The following is a 19500-nucleotide window of genomic DNA, read 5'->3' on the forward strand; positions in this document are numbered from 1 at the left end:
GGACATACGCATATGCAAACCATTCTCGGCGCAGGCGGCCAGATCGCCGACGAGCTCACCCGCGAACTGTATCGCAATCACACGCACGACATCCGCTTGGTCAGCAAGCACCCGCGCAAGGTGCACGACACCGATCAACTCGTATCCGCCGACCTCATGGACGCCCAGGCCACTGACAAAGCCGTAGCGGGCAGCGAAATCGCGTATCTCACGGTGGGCTTGCCCGCGAATTCAGGCATGTGGGAGGAGAAATTCCCGACCATGATGGCGAATGCGATCGCGGCCTGCGAAAAGCATGGCACCAAGCTCGTCTTCTTCGACAACACCTACATGTACCCGCGCACTGCGGAAATGCAAACCGAAGACATGCATTTCGAGCCGGTCGGACGTAAGGCACGCGTGCGAGCGCAGCTTGCGACAATGATGCTCGATGAGATGACTGCGGGCCGAATCGAGGCCGTAATCTGCCGCGCTCCGGAGTTCTATGGCCCGGGCAAGACCCAGAGCGTGACAAATTCCATGGTGCTGGGTCGCATCGCGCAGCATAAACGCCCCTTCGTGCCAATCAGCGCCCACGCCAAGCGGACGCTGATCTGGACGCCTGACGCCAGCCATGCGATGGCGCTTATCGGCAACACGCCCGACGCCTATGGGCAGACCTGGCATCTGCCGGTCGACCACGAACGGCTGAACTATCGGCAGATGATCGAAATAGCTTCGGAAGTCACCGGCCGCAGCGTCGGCTACACGACCGTGCCGAGGTGGGCGTTCGGCATCGGCGGGTGGATGAATCCGACGGTCAAGGAGATCGAAGAGCTGCTGCCGCGCTACCGGCAGGACAACATCTTCGACTCCACCAAATTCCAGACGCGGTTCCCGGATTTTCCCATCACCACCTACCGCGAGGGCATCACGCAGCTGCTGAGCCGATCCGGCAATAAAGCCTAAGCGTGAGGCGGTTCTGCTATTCTCTCTCGCGCGAAGAGTAGATGGTTCCGGTGATCGCCGCGAAGGCGCCGAAGGCGATCGCCGAAACCGGCCAGATGATCCAGGTGAAATCCCAATCTCCGGTGATGAAGCTCCATGCCAGATAGATGCCTGTGACAATCAGCCAGAATCCGGCGTAAATCGCCCTCACCCATACGGGATAGTGAGCCGAATCCTCGTCGTAATCCCGTTCGGCGATCGCTTCGGGCGAGGTCTGCGTCAGGTGCACCTGCGCGGAATCCATCCAATTGGCAGGGAGGAAAACCAGCAGACCAAGACTGACGAAAGCCAGCGTAAGAGCCATCCCCAAACCCAGCAACGGATCGGCTTGGGCCTGCGCCCAGTTCTGCGTGAAGATTCCCGCGCCGATAAGCGGAAGCGCGGAGACGATCCACAGCATCACCGCGATGACCAGAGCCAGCGTACGCTTCGACGACTCCTGCTGCTGCTGCTCAGCGTTCGCGTAGGCTGCTATTTCGGGAGTGCAACGGTCAAGTCCCGAAGTGATACGCCTGAAGGGCGAAAGCTGCTGGCTTCGATACACCAGCAGGCCAACGCCTACGCCAATCAGCAGTAGACTCAACGCGAATCCAAGCAGCAAGCTGAGATTTTCGCGCGTTCCTCCGACGCTGCCGTATGCGGTCGCCAGTCCAAGGAACGGAGCCGCGCCGAGTACGATCAGCGCAACGCCGATTCCCAGCAGCCAACGGGATCTTTTCATCGCGGCAATGTAGTTCCGCGCCTGCGCCATGGTGATGGAACGCTTCTCGGGCACGGGATATGCCGAAGCAGGTGCTTTGCCATGGGCAGATGCGCCGGCTCTGCCATGCGGAGCGGTCTGCCGTGCCGCGTACGAGACATTCGCGGCGGCAGCAGAAGGTGCGTCTGAGTCTTCGGGGGCGCCTGCGCTTTCGTTCAAATCCGTGTTCTCACGCAAAGCTGTATTTTCCTGAAAGCCGGTGCTCTCATGAAAATCTCGGGACCTCGCGAACGCCGGTTCGGTATCCACCAGCCCCAAAGCGGGCGCGATCTCTTCTAAGTTGCCGAATTCGGATATAGCCTGCCCTATGGCCTCATTTCTGGAGTGGCCGGCAGCGAGCGCACCGTTGTAGGCGTCCTCCATCATGGCCCGCAGCTCCCGCTTCGCCTCTTGGGTTCTGGGGGTCAGCGGATAACGAGAGAACATGGTGTCCAAATAGTTGTCGAGGATATTCATCAGACGATTCCTTTCACGAAGCGGTCGACAAGGGCTTTTGTTTGCTCCCACTCCTCGCATTTGGCGGCCAGCAGCTCGCGGCCTGCGTCGGTGAGTCGGTAGTAGGTTCTGGGCTTTCCGGATTTCGATTGACCGGGGAACGATTCGACGTGCCCCGTGCCTTCGAGGCGCTTGAGCGCCGAATACAGCGTGGTTTGCTTGATCGAGTACGACCCCTCAGCCTGGCGCGAGATCTCCTTCGCCATGTCATAGGCGTAGGAGGATTCGCGGCGCAGTATCGACAGCAGCATGATGTCGATATAACCGCGAAGGGCATCGGCGCTTATCATGACGTATCCTTTCCGGCCGAGGTACAGCAAATAGGAATCACTCCCATTCACATAGTATGTACAGTATACTACGTATGAAGTAGTATATGCAATAAATGCGAGCGGACATGTCGCGGGGATGCCTTTGCCGCGCGAAGCGGCTAGAATGAGTGGAATTGATTCGTAAACCTACGTATGGAAAGGCGACAACCATGACGGATGTCTTCGACGAATCGGCCGCAAAGATGCGCAGCCAGGATATGAGCGAAACGGCTATTGCACAGTTCAAAAGGCTGTACGACGTGTGGCGCGGCGAGGAGGACACCAGCTGGATTCGCGAGTCCGACGTCGAGCCGCTTGACGATGTGCCCAGCTTCCACGACGTATACGAAACGATCGATCACGACAAGGCGGTCGGGGCCTTCGAGAAGACGGCTTTTCTCAAGCTCAACGGCGGGCTGGGGACCTCGATGGGTCTGGACAGCGCCAAATCGCTGCTGCCGGTGCGTCGCCACAAGGCTCGGCAGATGCGCTTCATCGACATCATCATCGGGCAGGTGCTCACCGCCCGCGCCCGCCTTAACGTGCCGCTGCCGCTGACCTTCATGAACTCCTTCCGCACTTCGGCCGATACGATGAAGGTCTTGGAGCGCAACCCCAAGTTCGTCCAGGATGACATCCCCATGGAGGTCGTTCAGCACCAAGAGCCTAAAATCGAGATCGAAAGCGGCAAGCCGGCGAGCTTCCCGGCGAATCCGGAGCTGGAATGGTGCCCGCCGGGTCACGGCGATCTGTTCTCGACAATCTGGGAATCCGGGTTGCTCGATACCCTGCAGGAGCAAGGCTTTGCCTACCTGTTCATCTCCAACTCCGACAATCTCGGGGCGCGGCCTTCACGCACGTTGGCGCAGCACTTCGAAAACACCGGCGCTCCGTTCATGGTCGAAGTCGCGACCCGCACCTACGCGGACCGCAAGGGCGGGCATATCGTGCGCGACAGGAAGACAGGGCAGCTCATGCTGCGCGAAATGAGCCAGGTGCATCCTGACGACAAGTCCGCCGCGCAGGATATCGCCAAACATCCGTACTTCAACACGAACAGCATTTGGGTTCGCATCGACGCGCTGAAGGAAAAACTGGCCGAATACGACGGCGTGCTGCCGTTGCCGGTGATTCGCAACGAGAAGACCGTGGACCCGACCGATCCCGATTCCACCAAGGTCATGCAGCTGGAAACCGCCATGGGAGCGGCCATCGGCGTATTCGACGGAGCCATCTGCGTGCAGGTCGATCGCATGCGCTTCCTGCCGGTGAAGACGACCAACGACCTGTTCATCATGCGATCCGACCGTTTCCATCTGACCGACTCCTACGAGATGGAGGACGGCAACTACATCTTCCCCAGCGTCGATCTCGATGAGCAGTACTACAAGAACATCAATGATTTCAATGAGCGCTTCCCGTACTCCGTGCCATCCCTGGCCGCTGCCAACTCGGTAACGATCAAAGGCGACTGGACCTTCGGCCAAAACGTGGTCATGTATTCGGACGCAACCCTTGCGGACAATGGCAGGCCGAGCTATGTGCCGAACGGCGAATACGTTGGGCCACAAGGCATTGAGCCCGATGACTGGGTGTGAGAGGCAATTCAGCCTAACAAAGAAAACGAACGATTTTGCCAAATTGGTGCCGTAAACCGCGCAAAGGCATCTAGTATAGAGAGAAGTGCGCATTCATATCGCGCACTATTACGAAGACAATAACGATACGCGAGGACCAATGGCAGAGGGCAGCAACGGAAGGCGACGTTTTTCCGACAAATGGGGCAAGCACGAATTGGATGTGCTGGCCGTATTGTCATCCGCGTTCCCCCAATGGCTCACGTCACGCCAGATCGCGCAGCGTGTGAAGGCGTATGCCGATTCATACGGCGAGCTGGGCGATCAGGCCGCCAAGGCGGCGTTCGCGAAGCAATTCCAGCGCGACCGCGCGAAACTGGCCGCCATGGGCATTGCCATCGAATCGCGCCAGCCTGAATACTCCTCGAAGTCCGAGGGGCAGGATTTCGCCTCGTACCGGCTGCAGCTCGGCGACGAGCCGCGCGTCCGCCTGCGCTTCGAACAGGAGGATCTGCCGGTACTGGCCGCGGCGAACTATCTGGCCCGGTCGATGTCGATCTCCTCATCCGCATCGCATCAGGAGGAGCAGCATGCTTCGCGCACTGCCCCGCGCGTGCCGCAGACCCCGATTCCAGGACTCGGACTCGATTCGATAGCGCCCGGACTCGGCACGCAGACGATTCCCGACGATCTGGTCAAGGTGATCGATTCGCGTCGCTTCGCCGCCACGGTCGATGTCGATGGCGAGCACCTGAATGTCGCCTATGCGGATTCTGACGATCTGGCTACCTTCGTGCTCGAGCACCCGGGCGCCTATGTCGTCAGTCCCAAAGAGGCAGTGGATGCGCTGAACCGGCGCCTGCACGCCGCAACCCAATTCCAGCTCGCCGACGAGACGAAGAACGGCGCAAGCGCGACGGTCGTTCCCGGCACCATCAGCCGCAGGGACGACGAGACCGAGGATCCCGAGACACGGAAAGACGCTCAGAAGAAAAGTCCTTCTTCCTTCCAGACCGGCAGCGAAGTCGATCGACGGCTGCGGCTGATGCTGTTTCTTTCGGCCCATCTGGGCGAGGAATTCTCGCTCGCCGAACTCGCCGAACGCTTCATCGGCACGCCCAAGTCGCCGGAGGAGCTCAAGAAGTTTGTCGCGGTCATCCGCAAGGACATCAACACGCTGACGACGGTTTCCGACGATGGCGAGATGGCCGGCAGCCAGTTCTTCGACATCGACTGGTCGCTGCTGGACTCCGAGGGCATCGTGTCGGCGACGAACTCGCTGGGTCTCGAACGTCTGGCTGGCATCTCGCAGCAGTATCTGAGCATGCTGACCGCATCGGTGAGCTATCTCGCGCATTCGCCGCTGCTGCCCGACGCACAGCACGAGCAGGCCCAGTCCCTGTACATGCGTCTGCGCCAGCATGTCGTGCCCGGCCAGACGCCATGGCTGAGTCTGACCGGATACGAGATGGAGCCGCGCAGCTTCACCGTCGTCAACCGCGCGATTTCCACCGACTCGCTGCTGGATATGGAATACACGGACGGCGCAGGCCGCACGCGCCGCAAGCTCGTCGCGCCGGCGAAGATCTACGTGGATGAGGGCGTGTACTACGTGGCCGTCTGGACCGATGTCGAAGCCGCCACGCCGGACGACAAACGCCGACTGGTGGCCAAGGACACGACGATCAACAAGGTGACCGGCCAGCCCCGCATCTGGCAGGTGCTCAGACTTTCACGCATCGACCACGCGGAGATCGTTGCGCCGAGCGCACCGGTGGACGTGCCCGACGTGCCTGTCAGCGAGCTGCGCAAATGGAGCTTCGACAACGGCACCGCCGCAGTGTTCATCACCGATCAGCAGCAGCTGCCGTTCATCACGACGCTGTCCGATGCGACGGTGGAGCCGTGCGGGAAAGGGGAGAAGGTGCATCTGACCGTGTCCTCCGACTCCTGGTTCGTGGCATTCTGCATCGCGCATGCCCGGCACATCACGGCAGTCGCCCCCGAGACGCTGCGTTCCATGATCATCGCCCGCGCCGAGCGGGAGCTCAGCGTTGCGCATAATGACGTCGAATCCGGGGATGCTCAGACTCCGAACAGTCAGGAGACCGGCGCTGTCACGGGGCCTGACGCCCAAGCATCCGGCGCTGACGCGACAGTTGACACTGAATTGAACGCTGCGTCATCGAACGCTGTGTCATCGAACTGATTAAAGAAGACAGGGAGCTGCTCATGCCATGGTGGATCTGGTTGCTGCTGGCGCTGTTCATGCTGGCCATGCTGATTATCGGTGCGGCCTATGTGGCCATGCACGCGTTCAGAGCATTCCGCGTGGTCTCCGATATGGGTTCGACAGTCACAGACCGGATTGCTGCGGCAGAGGACGATGATCAGCCGCAGGGCAACGAGCCGCCCATATTCACCCAGCCCCTGCGCCATGCGGGGGATCGGTACGCCGAGGCGCATGCGGATGTCGTCAGGCGTCGCATGCGCAGGCATGATCGTCACGCTGAGCAATGGGCGCAATGGCGGCAGTTCAATCAGTGAGACAGCCAATTATCTTAGGGGATTATGACTCATCATCGTCATCATAAACGTCGTACGCAGCCTGAAGCAGCCGTGACTTCCGCCACATCCACGGCGAAGCGGCGCACGGGTGCGGCAGGCACCCCGGCTGAACGCTATGCCAGCTTCCGCCGTCGTCAAGCGCAGGACGCCTCGGCCGTGACCCGCTTCGCAAGCACAGTGCCCTTCGAGCTCGACGACTTCCAGATCGAGGCGAATCAGGCCCTTGAAGATGGACGGAATGTGCTGGTCGCCGCGCCCACGGGGGCAGGCAAGACGGTGGCGGCCGATTTCGCGATGTTCCTCGTCCAGGAGCGCAATGTCAAAGCCTTCTATACGACGCCCATCAAGGCGCTGAGCAATCAGAAATACCATGATCTGGTGGCCGTGTACGGCCCTGACAAGGTCGGTCTGCTCACGGGCGACACCTCGATCAACCCGCAGGCCGATATCGTGGTGATGACCACCGAGGTGCTGCGCAACATGCTGTACGAGCGCTCTTCGACGCTTGACGCGCTGCGCTATGTGGTGCTGGACGAGGTGCATTATCTCGCCGATCATCTGCGCGGGCCGGTCTGGGAAGAGGTCATCATCCATCTTCCCGAATCAGTGCGCATCGTCGCGCTGTCCGCCACGGTTTCGAATGTCGAGGATTTCTCCTCGTGGATCGCCTCAGTGCGAGGCGACACCCGACTGGTCGTGTCGGAACATCGCCCAGTGCCATTGGAACAGCACGTCATGGTGCAGGCCGATCCGAAGACAGAGCCTGAGCTGATCGATCTCTACCGCCGCAACGCCGCGGGAGAGCAGACGATCACCATCAATGCAGGGCTTATCGACCGTCTCGATCAGCTCAACCGCCGCGCCGCACGGCACGCCGGACTGGAGCATGAAGCGCGAGGGCGCCGCGGCGGCAGACGCGATGGCGGCCGGGGGGACGTCAGGCACGCATCGAAGCATCATACCCGCGGGATCGCCGACAAGCCGCAGCGGCACACGCCGCGACGCTGGGCGGTCGTCGACGAGCTGAATTACATGGGCCTGCTGCCCGGAATCTACTTCATTTTCTCGCGCAACGGCTGCGATCAGGCCGTGCAGCAATGCCTTGAGGCCGGTCTGCGACTGACCGACGACGATGAAACAGAGCGTATACGACAGGTCGTTGACGCGATGGTGGACGGACAGATGTCCTATGAAGATCTCAAGGCGCTGTCCTTCCCGCGATTCCGCTTCGCTTTGGAGCAGGGCTTCGCGCCGCATCATGCCGGCATGATCGCACTCTTCCGGCAAATCGTGGAAACGCTATTCGAAATGGGTCTGGTGAAAATGGTCTTCGCCACTGAGACGCTGGCGCTGGGCATCAACATGCCGGCACGCAGCGTGGTGGTCGAAAAGCTCGAGAAGTTCAACGGCGTCGAGCATGTGAGTCTGACGCCGGGGGAGTTCACCCAGCTGACCGGCAGAGCCGGGCGCCGCGGCATCGATACGATCGGGCATGCTGTTGTGGTCGATCATCGAGGCTTCGTGCCCGCCACTGCGGCGTCGCTGTCGAGCAAGCGCGTCTACCCGCTGCACTCGAGCTTCAAGGCGACGTTCAACATGGCGGTCAACCTGCTCAATGCGAGCGATTACGACACCGCCCGGGTCACCCTCGACCATTCCTTCGCGCAATGGGAGGCGAACGAATCCGCATGGGAACTCGAATCACGGGTGACGACGCTGCGACAGGCGATCGAAGGATACGAACAGGCCTTCGCCTGCGAGCACGGCGATTTCCGCTCGCTTATGGATATCCGCATGCAGCTGGTAGATCTGCAAAAGGACGGCCGGCGACAGCTCAAGCGTCGCAAATTCCATTCCGAAGAGGAGCGCACCAAGGCCTTCCGGCAATACGGCGAACAACTTGCTCGACTGCGCAAGCTCGACCGGGAGCATCCTTGCCGCAGCTGCCCGGACTTGGCTCAGCATATGACCTGGGGCCATCGGTGGATGCGCGAAAATCGGGAGCTTCGCCATGCGCAGGCACGCTATGATGCCAGAACTGGGTCCGTGGCACGTCAGTTCGACCGCATCTGCAGCATTTTGCTGGCAATGGGCTATTTGAAGCGTCATGCCGAGGCAGACAACGATCTGCTGCTCACCGATCGCGGTCAGCTGCTGCGGCACTTATACGGCGAGCAGGATCTTGTTCTGGCGCAGACGATCGTCGACGGCACGCTCGACTCCTTGACCCCGCGGGAGATGGCTGCGACGCTTTCCGCATTGGTGTACGAGTCGCGTCGCGGCGGCATGGGGGAGCCGAGCTACTATCCCGGTGGTGCGCACGGCACCGTGGCACAGGCGTGCGACGCATTGCGCGAACAATGCACCCATATCGACGAGCTATGCCGCGACTATGGACTGGAGGCGCTGCAGCAGCCCGACTTCGGCGTTGTCGACATCATGGATGCATGGTCCAGCGGCGCTGATCTCGGCGAAATCCTGCATGGCAACGAACTGACCGGCGGCGACTTCGTGCGCACCGCAAAACGCCTGTCCGACATGCTGCAGCAGATTGCCATCGCCGCACCCTACATCGGCGAACGCGGCGAGGCGCTCGCCCGCAATGCCATGGCGGCGAACCACAGCGTCAACCGTGGCATCGTAGCGTATTCCGGTGTTGGCTGAGCATTTGCATCGATGGAATAAAACACTCGTCCGAACTGTTCTGTAGCTTGGATAGTTGGATTGAATTAGGAGGAGTCAAGGAATGGCTGAACGTAGTCTGCGCGGCATGAGCATCGGCGCGAAATCACTGGAATCCGACGATAATGTGGATTTCGCCGCCCGCAGCGATGTCGCCTACATCTGCCCGAACGGACATCGCACGATTCTGCCGTTCGCGGAAGGCGCAGAGGCGCCGAACGAGTGGGAATGCCGCTGCGGTGCCATGGCTCATCGCGAGGGCGAAGGCGATGCCGAGGCCGATGAGATCACCAAACCGACTCGTACGCATTGGGACATGCTGTGCGAGCGTCGCAGCGAAACCGAGCTCAAGGAGCTGCTCGCCAAGCGTCTCAAAATGCACCACGAAGGATGGATTCCCGATTACGAATAAGGTTCTGACATAATGCCCGGTTATGGTCATGCGACCGACCGGGCATTATGCTACAAAGTGATAAGAAACATGACAGGGGAGTAGTAGCACATGAATGCAGCGCCAAGGAATATTGTTTTGCTTGATCTCGACGGCACGCTGACCGCATCAGCTCCAGGAATCATCGCCAGCGTGAGAAAAGCCTATGCCGATATGGAGCTGCCAGTACCTGACGACGCAGAACTGCAACGGTTCATCGGCCCGGCGATCATCGAATCCCTGCAACGCAACCATGTGCCCGACGATATGCTGCAGCAGGGCGTCGACGCCTACCGCAGCTATTACTCCGACATCCCCGCCTTCGACGACCCGAACGACCCGGGGCACAAAGTCCCCGGACACTTGTGCTGCACCGTGTTCGATGGCATACCCGAGCAGCTGGCCGCGCTGCGGAGCGACGGCTTCATGCTGGCGCTTGCCACGGCGAAACCCGAATACCAGGCGAAGCCAGTATGCGCGCATTTCCACATCGATCACATGATCGATGAGATCTACGGCGCCAGCCGTGATTTCTCACGCTTGAAGAAGGACCAGGTAATCCGCTACGCCTTCGACAACATCGGCTTCGACCCCGCCAACGGCGACAGGGCGCTTATGGTCGGCGACCGCTGGACCGACGTAGACGGTGCCATCGCCTGCGGCCTAGACTGCCTGGGCTGTCGCTGGGGCTACGCCGAGCCGAACGAACTCGAAGAGCACGGCGCCTACCGCGTCATCGACCATGTCGATCAGCTGCACGACGCCGTGAGCGAATACTTTGGTTGAATTTACGAAATTTGTTGCTTGCTACTGATTTCTTTTGATACATGTGTCATTATTCATTCCTCAATAGAATATAACTACTACATACATCCGATAATGTACGTTATGTCAGATTAAAAATCTGACATAACGTCGATTGGTTATATCGCAAAGAACAGCCCTTTGCTGACATAACCAATCGCGTTTAGCAGTGGCACTATCTTGACACAGTGTCGTGTGGTTATATCGCAGGAAACGTCCTTTGCTGACATAACCACACGCACTTTAACGCTGGTGTAAGGCTAACATAACGTCGATTGGTTATATCGCAAGGAATGGCACCTTGCTGACATAACCACACGCGGCCTTAGCATTAGTAAGGAACAAACAGCTTCCATGTACCGACAATAACTAAGCGCTTTCGTTTCTTCGGAGGACGTTTTGCTCCACATATCGGTTCACACTGGTATCTCAAAAAGTGTGAACCGCGCCTGAGAGCACCTCATCGATGTGGCTGCGTTCGGCGCGACGTGATTGAAGAATCAGCAGCAGCACGTCGGCAATGATCAAAGCAGCGAGCACGATCGCGGAGACAAAGCCGACCTGCGTGTACAGCTTTTGCACGTGTTTGGCATAGCCTGCGCCAATCACCAAATACACGAGGTATGCCAGCAATCCTGTAATCAGTGAAAGAATATGGCATTTGGCCACGTTCCAGCCTACCGGACGAACTGGTTTGGACGAGCGGCCGTAATGGCTTCGGACAACGCTCAATACGGCGATGCCGATGCAAATCAATGCGGAAAGCACCCAAAGCGCCGCCGGTATCGCTTCAAACCACATATGTGCCGACACTCCCCTGCCTTGGCTCAGGCCGCCTGCCGTGCAGCTTTCTGCGCCTCAAGCTTCTTGCGCATGCGCATTGCGGTCAGTTCGTCGATCGGTCGGCCTGCAGCCCGGGTCGCAGGTGCGGCGGTGAGGTCGACGTAGTCCTCGCCTTCAAGCGCGGTCTCGATCTGGTGCCATAGCGAATCCACCGACACGCTGAAAAGCGCCTTGCCGCTGTGCACCAGTTTGATGATCTGCTCGGCGCTGACGCACTGGTAGACCTGCTCGCCGTCGCACATGATCGTGACACGAGCCAGTTCCTGCGTGCCTACGGCCGACAGGAAGCCGATGGCGGCAGTCACGTTCTGCAGGTTCACGCCGGCGTCGAGCAAGCGTTTGGAGACCGCGAGAATGACCACGTCCTTGAAGGAGTACAGGCGACGCGAACCGGAGCCGTGCGACGGGGTGATGGATGGCTCGACGATTTGCTTGCGTGCCCAGTAATCAAGCTGACGATACGTTATGCCCGCGATCTTCGACGCGACAGTGCCACGATAGCCACGGCTGATCTCCTCGCCGTCGCCAAGGGAGAACAGCTCGCCCTGCACGGCATCCTGAGCTGAAAGGTCCATGCGATCCTCCAGCCTGACATGCAGCTTCAACGCGTTCGCGCCCATCTGTTCGGCCATGACACTCCCCTGGTTCACATTGGTGTAACCACACACCTGCAATTTCTGTTTTCCAGTGTATCGCGCGTTGGCTCGGCAATCTTACGAGAGAACGGCAGATTTTGTGAAGAACACGAGCCGAAACTTGCCGATCATGATCTCGTCGCCGTTCTTGAGCTCTTGCCGATCGACGCGTTTGCGATTGACATACGTGCCGTTGAGGCTGCCTGAGTCGACCACGGCGTAGGTATCCCCCGCTCTCCGGAACACGGCGTGTGCGCGAGACACCGTCGAATCGTCAAGCAGAATATCGGCCCTCGGGTCCCTGCCAACGCTGACTTCGTCCTCGTCTAGCAGATATCGTGATCCGGAAACCGCGCCTCGCGTCGATATGAGCAGCGCAGTGCCCGGGGAAAGCCGGGTGATCGTTTCCAGGTCTTCCTGGGTCAGGGGACGATCCCCTGTAGTGGTGATGGGTATGTTGATGGCGGGCATGCCAATGATGGTGGTTTCGCCCGCGCTTGGAATCGGATCAGTCATAAACGTTATTCTACCGTCTTCGCATACTTGTACTGGCGAGACTCGTGAATCTCGGTGATTCGAACTTGATCGGAGGAGGTCACGCGCACGTTCGCGCCGAATTTCACCTTGAGTCGAGAGCCGACTCCTCCGGCGATATTCACCGCGTTCTGCAGGTTCTGCGGGTCTCCGATGGCCTTCAGCGTATACGGTGTGCTCAGTTCCTGCCCATCGCATTGCAGCCCGTTCTTCGTGTCGCTGATGTAGGTCGAGGTCACGACACGCACGCTGTTGAGCGCCATCACCTCGACTCCGGCGTTGCGCAGCTCCTCGACCAGCTGGAACATCGTCGATGCGTCGATTCTGCTCTTGGGGTCCTCGCTGATCGAGATGATCACGCCCTCGCCCTCAGCGGGAAGCCGACCGGAGAGAATGCCGCTGGTCTGCTCATTCTCCTTGGCGATGCGTTCGGCCTCCTGCTGCTTGTTGGCCGCGGCCTTGAGGGAATTGAGCTGACTGGTCAGCTCGCCTTTGCGCTGTTCGAGGTTCTGCACCTGCGTGCTCGTTTCGGTGATCAGCCGGGTCAGCTCCTCCTCGCTCATCGTCTCATACGACGATGCGGGATTGTTGAGCTGGATGGCGTACCCGAAGCCGAGCAGGGCGCACAGCAGCGCTATGAGAAAACTGGTCGCCAGCCTGGCGCGAACGCCGCTCTCAATGCGCGGCTTCTTCGACTTGCGTTTGACGACGGGGAATGAGCCGGTCTGCGTTTGGTCGTTTTCTTTGTCCTGCTTGCTTTGCGCAAGCCGAATGCGCATATCGTCCGGTTCGCCGTCCAATTCGTCGCGCGATTGTTCGTCGCGCGCGCCGTGTGCCTCATGTGCCATGCCGGTCATCCCCGGAAGATGAAGCGCCGGATGGCCGACACATTCGAGAAGATGCGGATGCCCAGCACGACGATGACGGCGGTCTGCAGCTGCGAGCCGACGCCGAGCTGATTGCCCAGCAGCACCAGCAGCGTGGCCGTGAGCACATTCGAAACGAAGGATATGACGAAAACCTTATCGGAGAAGCTGCGCTCGAAATACGAACGCGCTGCGCCCAGCAAGGCGTCAAGCGCGGCAACCACCATGATCGGCAGATACGGCTGCAGCACGATGGGAATGTCGGGGCGCACGAAAATGCCCACGACGACACCGAGAATCAAACCGAGCACTGCTGCCATCTAGTTGCTCCTCTTCGCATAGGTCAGGTCACCAGAATCGGCCGCCTCCAAAGCAAGCGCGTCCGATTTTCGGATCTGCGGGTATATTCCCGCCTTCTTGAATGAATCATACAGCGCGGGCTGCGTCTTGGCGTCCAGCGCCTGCGCGAGGATGTCGCGATCGCCGATCGCCTCGATCTTGTACGGACTTTCGATCTGGTCGACGCCGACGAGAATCGACTGCCCCGCCGTTCTGATGGAGGTCTGTGGGCCGAGGCGGCGGCCATTGATCGAAATCGCCTCCGCACCCGAATTCCAAAGCAGCGAAACGAACTGCTGCAGATCGGCATCGGTGATGACGCGGAGGCGACCTGTCTGTCCTTCGCGCGGGCCGGAGCCTGAGGCCGAATCGGATTTGGCCGCGATGGGGTCCGCCAGGGTGAGCGTGATGCCCTCCCCTTGCACTGCGCTCAGCCCATTGACCAGGTCGTCATTGCGCTGGACCTGGCTGTCGCCATACGAGCCGAGCTTCTTGGACTGATCGTCCACGCTGGCACGCAGCGTTTTGTTGTCTGCCGAGAGCGTATCGACGCGGTCATTGAGCTGATCGAGCTGGCTGATCAGCGTGTCGCGGACCTCTTTGCGCGGATCGGTGTGCAGCTGGCGGACGAAAAGGAATCCTGCGAATCCCACCCCCACGCAGATGAGGAACACAATCGCATGCGACACCCAGACGGTGAGCCGCGATTCGGGCTTTCTGGCGAGTCGAGCGTCGGAGAACATCGGGTCGAGCGGACGGTTGGTCAGATCGTCGATCAAGCGCAGGGAATCGTCGTCGACGATTCTGCGGCGCCGGGTGCGCCGGTCCGAGCCGGGCTGGTGCACGGCGGCAAGAACCGTCTCAAGACCGGCTGCGGACCGGGAGAACACCGCACGGCGCCTGCGCACCGTATCCTGTGCGGAAACAGGGTACGAGGGAGGCTGCGCATGCATAGACGATGCGAAAGGGGAACGCGGTGCGGTCATAGGCTCACTCGGTCTCGCGCAAGAGCGCGAATCCTTGGCGGAAGTATATGAAGCCGGCCAGCCAATAGACGCCGACTCCCCAGATCCCCACGGCCAGTGCGGCCATATGAAGCATGTGGGCGAAAGGGTTGTCCCATACATCGGCCACAATCAGCGCCACGATGGCGACCATCAGCAGCGCAGTGCCGGTTTTGCCCACGAAGTTGACAGGCAGCGGTCCGTAATCATGCTGCGCGAGTATCAGCACCAGCACGCCCATAAGCAGGTCGCGTATCGCCACGATGATAAGCATCCACATGGGAATGATGCCCGCCAGTCCGAGCGCGAGCACGCTGCACAGGATGAGCAGCCGATCGGCGATCGGGTCGAGCAGCTGACCGATTTTGCTGACCTGGTTGAAGGAGCGCGCGATCAGACCATCCATGCCGTCGGATATCGCCGAAAGGGCGAGCACCGCCAGCGCCGGAATCATGCGGTGATGCGACACCAGCTCCGCGACGATCGGAATGGAGACGATGCGCAGCAGGCTGATGAGGTTCGGCACCGTAAGGTACACGTCCCTCGGTTCAGGGCTGTACTGCGGCGTGTCTACGTGGTCGTTCATCGCGCGGGACACTAGATCCTCGAGGCCTGCAGCGCAGTGACGATGATGCCCCGGGCGCCCACGGAGTAAAGCCGGTCCATGAGCTGATTTACCCTCTCGCGCGGCACCATCACACGCACCGCGCACCATTGCTTGTCGTGCAATGGCGAAATGGTGGGGCTTTCGAAGCCCGGAGTGACGGCAACAGCCGCAGCGACCTTCGAGACCGGGATATCGTAGTCCATCAGCGCATAGCGCTGCGCCGTGAGCACGCCCTGCAGGCGGCGTTCGAGCACGACGAGCCGTTCGTCCTGCTGACTCACGCGCGGAGAGCGGATGAGCACGGCCTCTGAATGCAGAATCGGATCGCCAAACACGCGCAGTCCGGCATTGCGCAGCGTCGTGCCGGTCGAGACGACATCGGCGATCAGATCGGCGACGCCCAGCTGGACTGAGGATTCCACGGCCCCGTCCAAGTGGATGATCTCGGCATGGATGGAACGTTCGGCCAAATAATCTGCGACCAGCTTGTCATAAGAGCTGGCCACGCGCTTGCCATCGATGTCTTCCAAGCGCGTGATCGGCGAGGCCTCGGGCGCGGCGAAGCGGAAGGTCGAAGCGCCGAATCCCAAGGCAAGATGCTCGGCGGCCTCGGTCTGGGAATTGAGCAGCAGATCGCGCCCGGTGATGCCCACGTCAATCGTGCCATGGCCTACATAAACCGCAATGTCGAGCGGACGCAGATAGAAGAGCTCAATCTCGTTGTCCTGGTCCTCCACGACGAGCTGACGCGGATTGCTGCGCAGACGGTAGCCCGCCTCGGCAAGCATATTCCATGCCGGCTCTGAAAGCATGCCCTTGTTGGGCACGGCGATTCGCAACATATTTCCTCCTCGAATCCAAATGCAATGCGCTATTCGTCATAACTGCCGCATCGCGAATAACGCTCACAGATAGCGATACACGTCGTTTAGCGTGATGCCGCGGTCGATCATCATGACCTGCAGATGGTAGAGCAATTGGCTCATTTCCTCGGCCGTGCGGTCGGCTCCTTCGTATTCGGCGGCGATCCAGACCTCCCCCGCTTCTTCGATGATCTTCTTGCCGATGAAATGCGTGCCCTTGTCGAGCTCGCCGACAGTGAGCGAGCCTTCGGGCCGGCTGGCCGCCTTTTCGCTCAGCTCGGTAAACAGTGATTCGAATGTCTTCATAATTGTGCTCCATGGAATGGCAGCATCGCACGTTATTGCAGCTGCGCAAACTTATGTTTGTTGTATTTTTCCGCTCCGGCGTTGTTGTCCGCCATCGCCGCGGAATATCTTCAGTCCTTGTACGCAGCCTGGGCGCGGTCGCGGATGTCGTCGATCGCGCCCGCCGGACTTGGCGCTCCGTAGACGGCGGATCCGGCCACCATCACGTCCGCTCCCGCTTCGGCGACGATCGGCGCGGTCGAGGGGCTGACTCCACCGTCGACCTGAATATGAGTGGAAAGGCCACGGCGTGTGATCTCGTCGCGCAGCCGGCGCACTTTGCCCATCTGGTTGGCGAGGAACTTCTGCCCGCCGAAGCCTGGCTCGACCGTCATGATAAGCACCATGTCGAACTCGTCGAGAATGTCGAAGATCGGCTCGACCGGTTCGGCCGGACGCACTGCGTAGCAGGCCTTGCAGCCCATCTCGCGCAGTTGGCGGGCCAGCCGCACGGGGGCATGGGTGGCACCCATATGGAAACTGACCGACGCCGCGCCGAGCTTGGCGTATTCGGGGGCCCAGCGGTCCGGGTCCTCGATCATGAGATGCACGTCCACCGGCAGCTCGGTGACCTCGCAGATGCGCTTCACGATGGGTTCGCCGAGTGTCAGATTAGGCACGAAATGATGGTCCATTACATCGACGTGGACCAGATCGGCGTTGGATATGGCGTCCAGATCACGTTCGAGATTGCAGAAATCGGCTGACAGGATGCTGGGGGCGATTTGAATGGTCATGGCTTTCATTCTATTGAGGGTGAACGACTTGGGGCATGCTCCCTGAGGATGAGTTGCAGGGCCTCAGCGTGCGCACCTATCATACCCCGGACAGTCAGCAAGGCGCGTCATCGCCTCGCGGACCGCGTTTCCTCATCTGCGGGTCGCTTGGTCCCCGCGGATTCCATGGACTCCGCCTCGCTCACCGTGCGCAGGCGTTCGGTCAGCGAGGCGGTTGCGCTGCCGAAGCGCTGCACGAGGATGAACGCGACTGCTCCGGCGACGAAGACGGCGATGGAGACCCACACATTGATGCGCACGCCGAGGAACTCGTGGGCGAAATCGATGCGCAGGGCCTCGATCCATGTGCGCCCTGCGGTGTACCACATGACGTACATGGTGAACTGCGAGCCGGCATTGAGTGCGCGAACCGTTTTCCGGCCGAGCCAGATGATGAGCGCCGCGCCGATAAGGTTCCAGATCAGCTCGTACAGGAAGGTCGGATGGAAAAGCGTGCCGGTGGGGCATGACGCGCCGTCATAGCAACGCTCGCTCTGGCCGATTGCGGAGCCGACATTGTTGAGCTTGAGTCCCCAAGGAAGCGTCGTGGGCGCCCCGTACAGCTCCTGGTTGAACCAGTTGCCCAGGCGGCCGATCGCCTGCGCGACCAGCAGGCCCGGCGCGATGCTGTCGGCCAGCAGCGCCATCGGATAGTGCTTATGCCGGCACCAGGCCCATGCGGCCAGGGCGCCGAAGGCGATGCCGCCCCAGATGCCCAAGCCCCCGTTCCAGATGCGGAACATATCGACCCAGTTGCCGGTGGGGCCGAAGAAGCGCTCCGGGGTGGTGATGATGTGGTAGATCCTGGCGCCGATGATGCCGGCCGGCACCGCGCACAGCGTGATGTCGAGGATCTGGTCGAAGTTGCCGCCCAGTTTTTTCCACCGTTCCGTGCCGATCCAGACCGCGGCGATGATGCCGGCGAGGATGCACAGCGCGTAGAAATGGATCGTCAGCGAGCCGATCGAGAACTGCGAAACCGTGGGCGAAGGGATATACGCCAGCGGCAGATAATCCAAGGATAAGGAATTCAGTGTCATAATCACCTGATGCTAGTGCGTTGCGGCGATAAAGGCCACCGGGGATCGGCTTCATGAATTCAACGCAGGCGGCTGCGCATTGTCCGCCGCCTGCGTTGATTCGGCAGGCCTTCAGTCAGCGGCGAGCTTCATGGATGCCCTTGGACAATGCTGCAGTCGTGGCCGTCAAAGCATCCAGTCCTTCGCGCAGGTCGCGCACTTTGGTGCCCGTGTCGTCAAGCAGAGTGTGCACGAGCGCCGAACCGACGATGACGCCGTCGGCATACGAGCCGACTTGTGCGCCCTGCTCGGGCGTGGACACGCCGATGCCGACGCAGACGTTGCTGACGCCCGCCTGCCGGGTGCGGCGCACGAGTTCTTCCGGCGAAGCGCTGAGCGTCGCCCGCTCGCCGGTCACGCCCATGCGCGAGGCGGCGTAGACGAAGCCGCGAGCGTGCTTGGCCACTGCTGCGAGACGCTCGGCGCTGGAATCGGGTGAAACGAGGAAGATACGGTCCAGACCGTGGCGCTGCGAGGCCTCGATCCATTCCCCCGCCTCATCGGGAATCAGATCCGGCGTGATAAGTCCTGCGCCGCCAGCAGCTTCGAACTCGGCGGCGAAGCGTTCGACGCCATAATGGAAGATCAGGTTCCAGTAGCTCATGATGAGCGGGATTGCGCCAGCCTGTGCCACCGTGCGCACCGCTTCGAACACGCCTTCGAGGCGTTCGCCTTGGGCGATGGCGATCTGCGAGGCGGATTGGATCACCGGGCCGTCCATGACTGGGTCGGAGTACGGCAGACCGATTTCGACGATGTCGACGCCGTTCTCGACGATGCAGCGCAATGCCTCCAATGAGCCCTGCGCGTCGGGGAAGCCGTACGGCAGGTAGCCGATGAAGGCCGGCGTGTTCTTGGCCTTGAGACTCGCCAGCAGCGTTTCGGTCGGACTCGGCCGGTGGCTGATGCCTAACGGTTGGAAATCAGCCTGTGAGCCTATCTGGCTGCCTGACTGAGCGTTGGGCTGGACGTTGTTCGTGCGTATTGCGGTCATA

At 60.4% G+C, this 19500-nt stretch carries 20 protein-coding genes and 1 pseudogene; 7 read left to right on the top strand and 14 right to left on the bottom strand.

The window, feature by feature from the left end:
• Nucleotides 1-12: 12 nt before the first annotated feature.
• Entirely contained in the window at nucleotides 13-948 is a 936-nt protein-coding gene (locus tag BISU_RS08975; RefSeq protein ID WP_024464506.1) for an NAD-dependent epimerase/dehydratase family protein, read from the top strand.
• 16 nt (nucleotides 949-964) lie between these two features.
• Here the strand turns inward: BISU_RS08975 and BISU_RS08980 are convergent, their stop codons facing one another.
• Nucleotides 965-2203: a permease prefix domain 1-containing protein gene (locus BISU_RS08980; protein WP_024464507.1), complete on the bottom strand. Its 1239-nt coding sequence runs from the start codon at nucleotides 2201-2203 to the stop codon at nucleotides 965-967.
• Nucleotides 2203-2532, bottom strand: a complete 330-nt coding sequence (locus BISU_RS08985) for a PadR family transcriptional regulator (protein ID WP_024464508.1) — start codon at nucleotides 2530-2532, stop codon at nucleotides 2203-2205. Before BISU_RS08985 ends, BISU_RS08980 begins: the two co-directional genes overlap by 1 nt.
• A gap of 191 nt (nucleotides 2533-2723) precedes the next feature.
• On the opposite strand from BISU_RS08985, the gene BISU_RS08990 reads away from it, so the two are divergent.
• The 6 genes and pseudogenes from BISU_RS08990 to BISU_RS09015 all read left to right on the top strand — a co-directional run bounded on the left by BISU_RS08990 (nucleotide 2724) and on the right by BISU_RS09015 (nucleotide 10596).
• On the top strand, nucleotides 2724-4151 hold the full coding sequence (locus BISU_RS08990) for a UTP--glucose-1-phosphate uridylyltransferase (RefSeq protein ID WP_024464509.1): 1428 nt from the start codon (nucleotides 2724-2726) through the stop codon (nucleotides 4149-4151).
• A gap of 139 nt (nucleotides 4152-4290) precedes the next feature.
• Nucleotides 4291-6198 (top strand): annotated as a pseudogene (locus BISU_RS08995) (helix-turn-helix transcriptional regulator); the annotation flags it as partial.
• A 164-nt stretch (nucleotides 6199-6362) separates the two neighbouring features.
• Nucleotides 6363-6677 carry a hypothetical protein gene (locus tag BISU_RS09000; protein WP_024464511.1) on the top strand — a complete coding sequence of 105 codons (315 nt, stop codon included), beginning with the start codon at nucleotides 6363-6365 and terminating at the stop codon, nucleotides 6675-6677.
• Between the two features lie 24 nt (nucleotides 6678-6701).
• Nucleotides 6702-9362: a DEAD/DEAH box helicase gene (locus BISU_RS09005; RefSeq protein WP_024464512.1), complete on the top strand. Its 2661-nt coding sequence runs from the start codon at nucleotides 6702-6704 to the stop codon at nucleotides 9360-9362.
• 82 nt (nucleotides 9363-9444) lie between these two features.
• Nucleotides 9445-9792, top strand: coding sequence for an RNA polymerase-binding protein RbpA (locus BISU_RS09010; protein ID WP_024464513.1), 348 nt, complete (start codon nucleotides 9445-9447; stop codon nucleotides 9790-9792).
• Between the two features lie 90 nt (nucleotides 9793-9882).
• Nucleotides 9883-10596 carry an HAD hydrolase-like protein gene (locus BISU_RS09015; RefSeq protein WP_024464514.1) on the top strand — a complete coding sequence of 238 codons (714 nt, stop codon included), beginning with the start codon at nucleotides 9883-9885 and terminating at the stop codon, nucleotides 10594-10596.
• Nucleotides 10597-11043: 447 nt separating this feature from the next.
• On the opposite strand, the gene BISU_RS09020 is transcribed toward BISU_RS09015, so the two are convergent.
• From BISU_RS09020 to trpA, 12 genes are all read right to left on the bottom strand, one after another.
• A complete protein-coding gene (locus BISU_RS09020; protein ID WP_024464515.1) occupies nucleotides 11044-11415 on the bottom strand; it encodes a hypothetical protein in 372 nt (123 codons plus the stop codon).
• 26 nt (nucleotides 11416-11441) lie between these two features.
• Complete coding sequence (locus tag BISU_RS09025) at nucleotides 11442-12077, bottom strand: MerR family transcriptional regulator (protein ID WP_024464516.1); 636 nt, start codon at nucleotides 12075-12077, stop codon at nucleotides 11442-11444.
• Between the two features lie 93 nt (nucleotides 12078-12170).
• Entirely contained in the window at nucleotides 12171-12608 is a 438-nt protein-coding gene (locus BISU_RS09030; RefSeq protein ID WP_024464517.1) for an FHA domain-containing protein, read from the bottom strand.
• A 5-nt stretch (nucleotides 12609-12613) separates the two neighbouring features.
• Nucleotides 12614-13405 carry a DUF881 domain-containing protein gene (locus BISU_RS09035; protein WP_033503372.1) on the bottom strand — a complete coding sequence of 264 codons (792 nt, stop codon included), beginning with the start codon at nucleotides 13403-13405 and terminating at the stop codon, nucleotides 12614-12616.
• A gap of 74 nt (nucleotides 13406-13479) precedes the next feature.
• Nucleotides 13480-13812: a small basic family protein gene (locus tag BISU_RS09040; RefSeq protein ID WP_024464519.1), complete on the bottom strand. Its 333-nt coding sequence runs from the start codon at nucleotides 13810-13812 to the stop codon at nucleotides 13480-13482.
• Nucleotides 13813-14784 carry a DUF881 domain-containing protein gene (locus tag BISU_RS09045; protein ID WP_024464520.1) on the bottom strand — a complete coding sequence of 324 codons (972 nt, stop codon included), beginning with the start codon at nucleotides 14782-14784 and terminating at the stop codon, nucleotides 13813-13815.
• A gap of 37 nt (nucleotides 14785-14821) precedes the next feature.
• A complete protein-coding gene (locus tag BISU_RS09050) occupies nucleotides 14822-15421 on the bottom strand; it encodes a CDP-alcohol phosphatidyltransferase family protein (RefSeq protein WP_024464521.1) in 600 nt (199 codons plus the stop codon).
• Between the two features lie 11 nt (nucleotides 15422-15432).
• The gene (hisG, locus tag BISU_RS09055; protein WP_024464522.1) at nucleotides 15433-16284 is read right to left on the bottom strand and encodes an ATP phosphoribosyltransferase; all 852 of its coding nucleotides are present in this window, start codon (nucleotides 16282-16284) and stop codon (nucleotides 15433-15435) included.
• 63 nt (nucleotides 16285-16347) lie between these two features.
• On the bottom strand, nucleotides 16348-16611 hold the full coding sequence (locus BISU_RS09060) for a phosphoribosyl-ATP diphosphatase (RefSeq protein WP_024464523.1): 264 nt from the start codon (nucleotides 16609-16611) through the stop codon (nucleotides 16348-16350).
• Between the two features lie 110 nt (nucleotides 16612-16721).
• Nucleotides 16722-17396 carry a ribulose-phosphate 3-epimerase gene (gene rpe, locus BISU_RS09065; protein WP_081672826.1) on the bottom strand — a complete coding sequence of 225 codons (675 nt, stop codon included), beginning with the start codon at nucleotides 17394-17396 and terminating at the stop codon, nucleotides 16722-16724.
• 98 nt (nucleotides 17397-17494) lie between these two features.
• Complete coding sequence (gene lgt / locus BISU_RS09070; protein ID WP_024464525.1) at nucleotides 17495-18436, bottom strand: prolipoprotein diacylglyceryl transferase; 942 nt, start codon at nucleotides 18434-18436, stop codon at nucleotides 17495-17497.
• A gap of 145 nt (nucleotides 18437-18581) precedes the next feature.
• The gene (trpA, locus tag BISU_RS09075; RefSeq protein WP_081672827.1) at nucleotides 18582-19499 is read right to left on the bottom strand and encodes a tryptophan synthase subunit alpha; all 918 of its coding nucleotides are present in this window, start codon (nucleotides 19497-19499) and stop codon (nucleotides 18582-18584) included.
• Between the last annotated feature and the right edge of the window lies 1 nt (nucleotide 19500).

This window comes from Bifidobacterium subtile, from assembly GCF_000741775.1.
In the GTDB taxonomy this organism is placed as follows: domain Bacteria; phylum Actinomycetota; class Actinomycetes; order Actinomycetales; family Bifidobacteriaceae; genus Bifidobacterium; species Bifidobacterium subtile.

What these genes read in the sequence shown, in the direction of transcription:
- BISU_RS09030 (WP_024464517.1), bottom strand. Translation starts at nt 12,608, where the DNA reads ATGACTGATCCGATTCCAAGCGCGGGCGAAACCACCATCATTGGCATG.
- BISU_RS09025 (WP_024464516.1), bottom strand. Translation starts at nt 12,077, where the DNA reads ATGGGCGCGAACGCGTTGAAGCTGCATGTCAGGCTGGAGGATCGCATG.
- BISU_RS09050 (WP_024464521.1), bottom strand. Translation starts at nt 15,421, where the DNA reads ATGAACGACCACGTAGACACGCCGCAGTACAGCCCTGAACCGAGGGAC.
- BISU_RS09040 (WP_024464519.1), bottom strand. Translation starts at nt 13,812, where the DNA reads ATGGCAGCAGTGCTCGGTTTGATTCTCGGTGTCGTCGTGGGCATTTTC.
- rpe (WP_081672826.1), bottom strand. Translation starts at nt 17,396, where the DNA reads ATGAAAGCCATGACCATTCAAATCGCCCCCAGCATCCTGTCAGCCGAT.
- BISU_RS09005 (WP_024464512.1), top strand. Translation starts at nt 6,702, where the DNA reads ATGACTCATCATCGTCATCATAAACGTCGTACGCAGCCTGAAGCAGCC.
- BISU_RS09035 (WP_033503372.1), bottom strand. Translation starts at nt 13,405, where the DNA reads ATGCGCATTCGGCTTGCGCAAAGCAAGCAGGACAAAGAAAACGACCAA.
- BISU_RS09015 (WP_024464514.1), top strand. Translation starts at nt 9,883, where the DNA reads ATGAATGCAGCGCCAAGGAATATTGTTTTGCTTGATCTCGACGGCACG.
- BISU_RS09045 (WP_024464520.1), bottom strand. Translation starts at nt 14,784, where the DNA reads ATGCATGCGCAGCCTCCCTCGTACCCTGTTTCCGCACAGGATACGGTG.
- hisG (WP_024464522.1), bottom strand. Translation starts at nt 16,284, where the DNA reads ATGTTGCGAATCGCCGTGCCCAACAAGGGCATGCTTTCAGAGCCGGCA.
- BISU_RS09010 (WP_024464513.1), top strand. Translation starts at nt 9,445, where the DNA reads ATGGCTGAACGTAGTCTGCGCGGCATGAGCATCGGCGCGAAATCACTG.
- BISU_RS08975 (WP_024464506.1), top strand. Translation starts at nt 13, where the DNA reads ATGCAAACCATTCTCGGCGCAGGCGGCCAGATCGCCGACGAGCTCACC.
- trpA (WP_081672827.1), bottom strand. Translation starts at nt 19,499, where the DNA reads ATGACCGCAATACGCACGAACAACGTCCAGCCCAACGCTCAGTCAGGC.
- BISU_RS08985 (WP_024464508.1), bottom strand. Translation starts at nt 2,532, where the DNA reads ATGATAAGCGCCGATGCCCTTCGCGGTTATATCGACATCATGCTGCTG.
- BISU_RS09020 (WP_024464515.1), bottom strand. Translation starts at nt 11,415, where the DNA reads ATGTGGTTTGAAGCGATACCGGCGGCGCTTTGGGTGCTTTCCGCATTG.
- BISU_RS08980 (WP_024464507.1), bottom strand. Translation starts at nt 2,203, where the DNA reads ATGAATATCCTCGACAACTATTTGGACACCATGTTCTCTCGTTATCCG.
- BISU_RS08990 (WP_024464509.1), top strand. Translation starts at nt 2,724, where the DNA reads ATGACGGATGTCTTCGACGAATCGGCCGCAAAGATGCGCAGCCAGGAT.
- BISU_RS09060 (WP_024464523.1), bottom strand. Translation starts at nt 16,611, where the DNA reads ATGAAGACATTCGAATCACTGTTTACCGAGCTGAGCGAAAAGGCGGCC.
- BISU_RS09000 (WP_024464511.1), top strand. Translation starts at nt 6,363, where the DNA reads ATGCCATGGTGGATCTGGTTGCTGCTGGCGCTGTTCATGCTGGCCATG.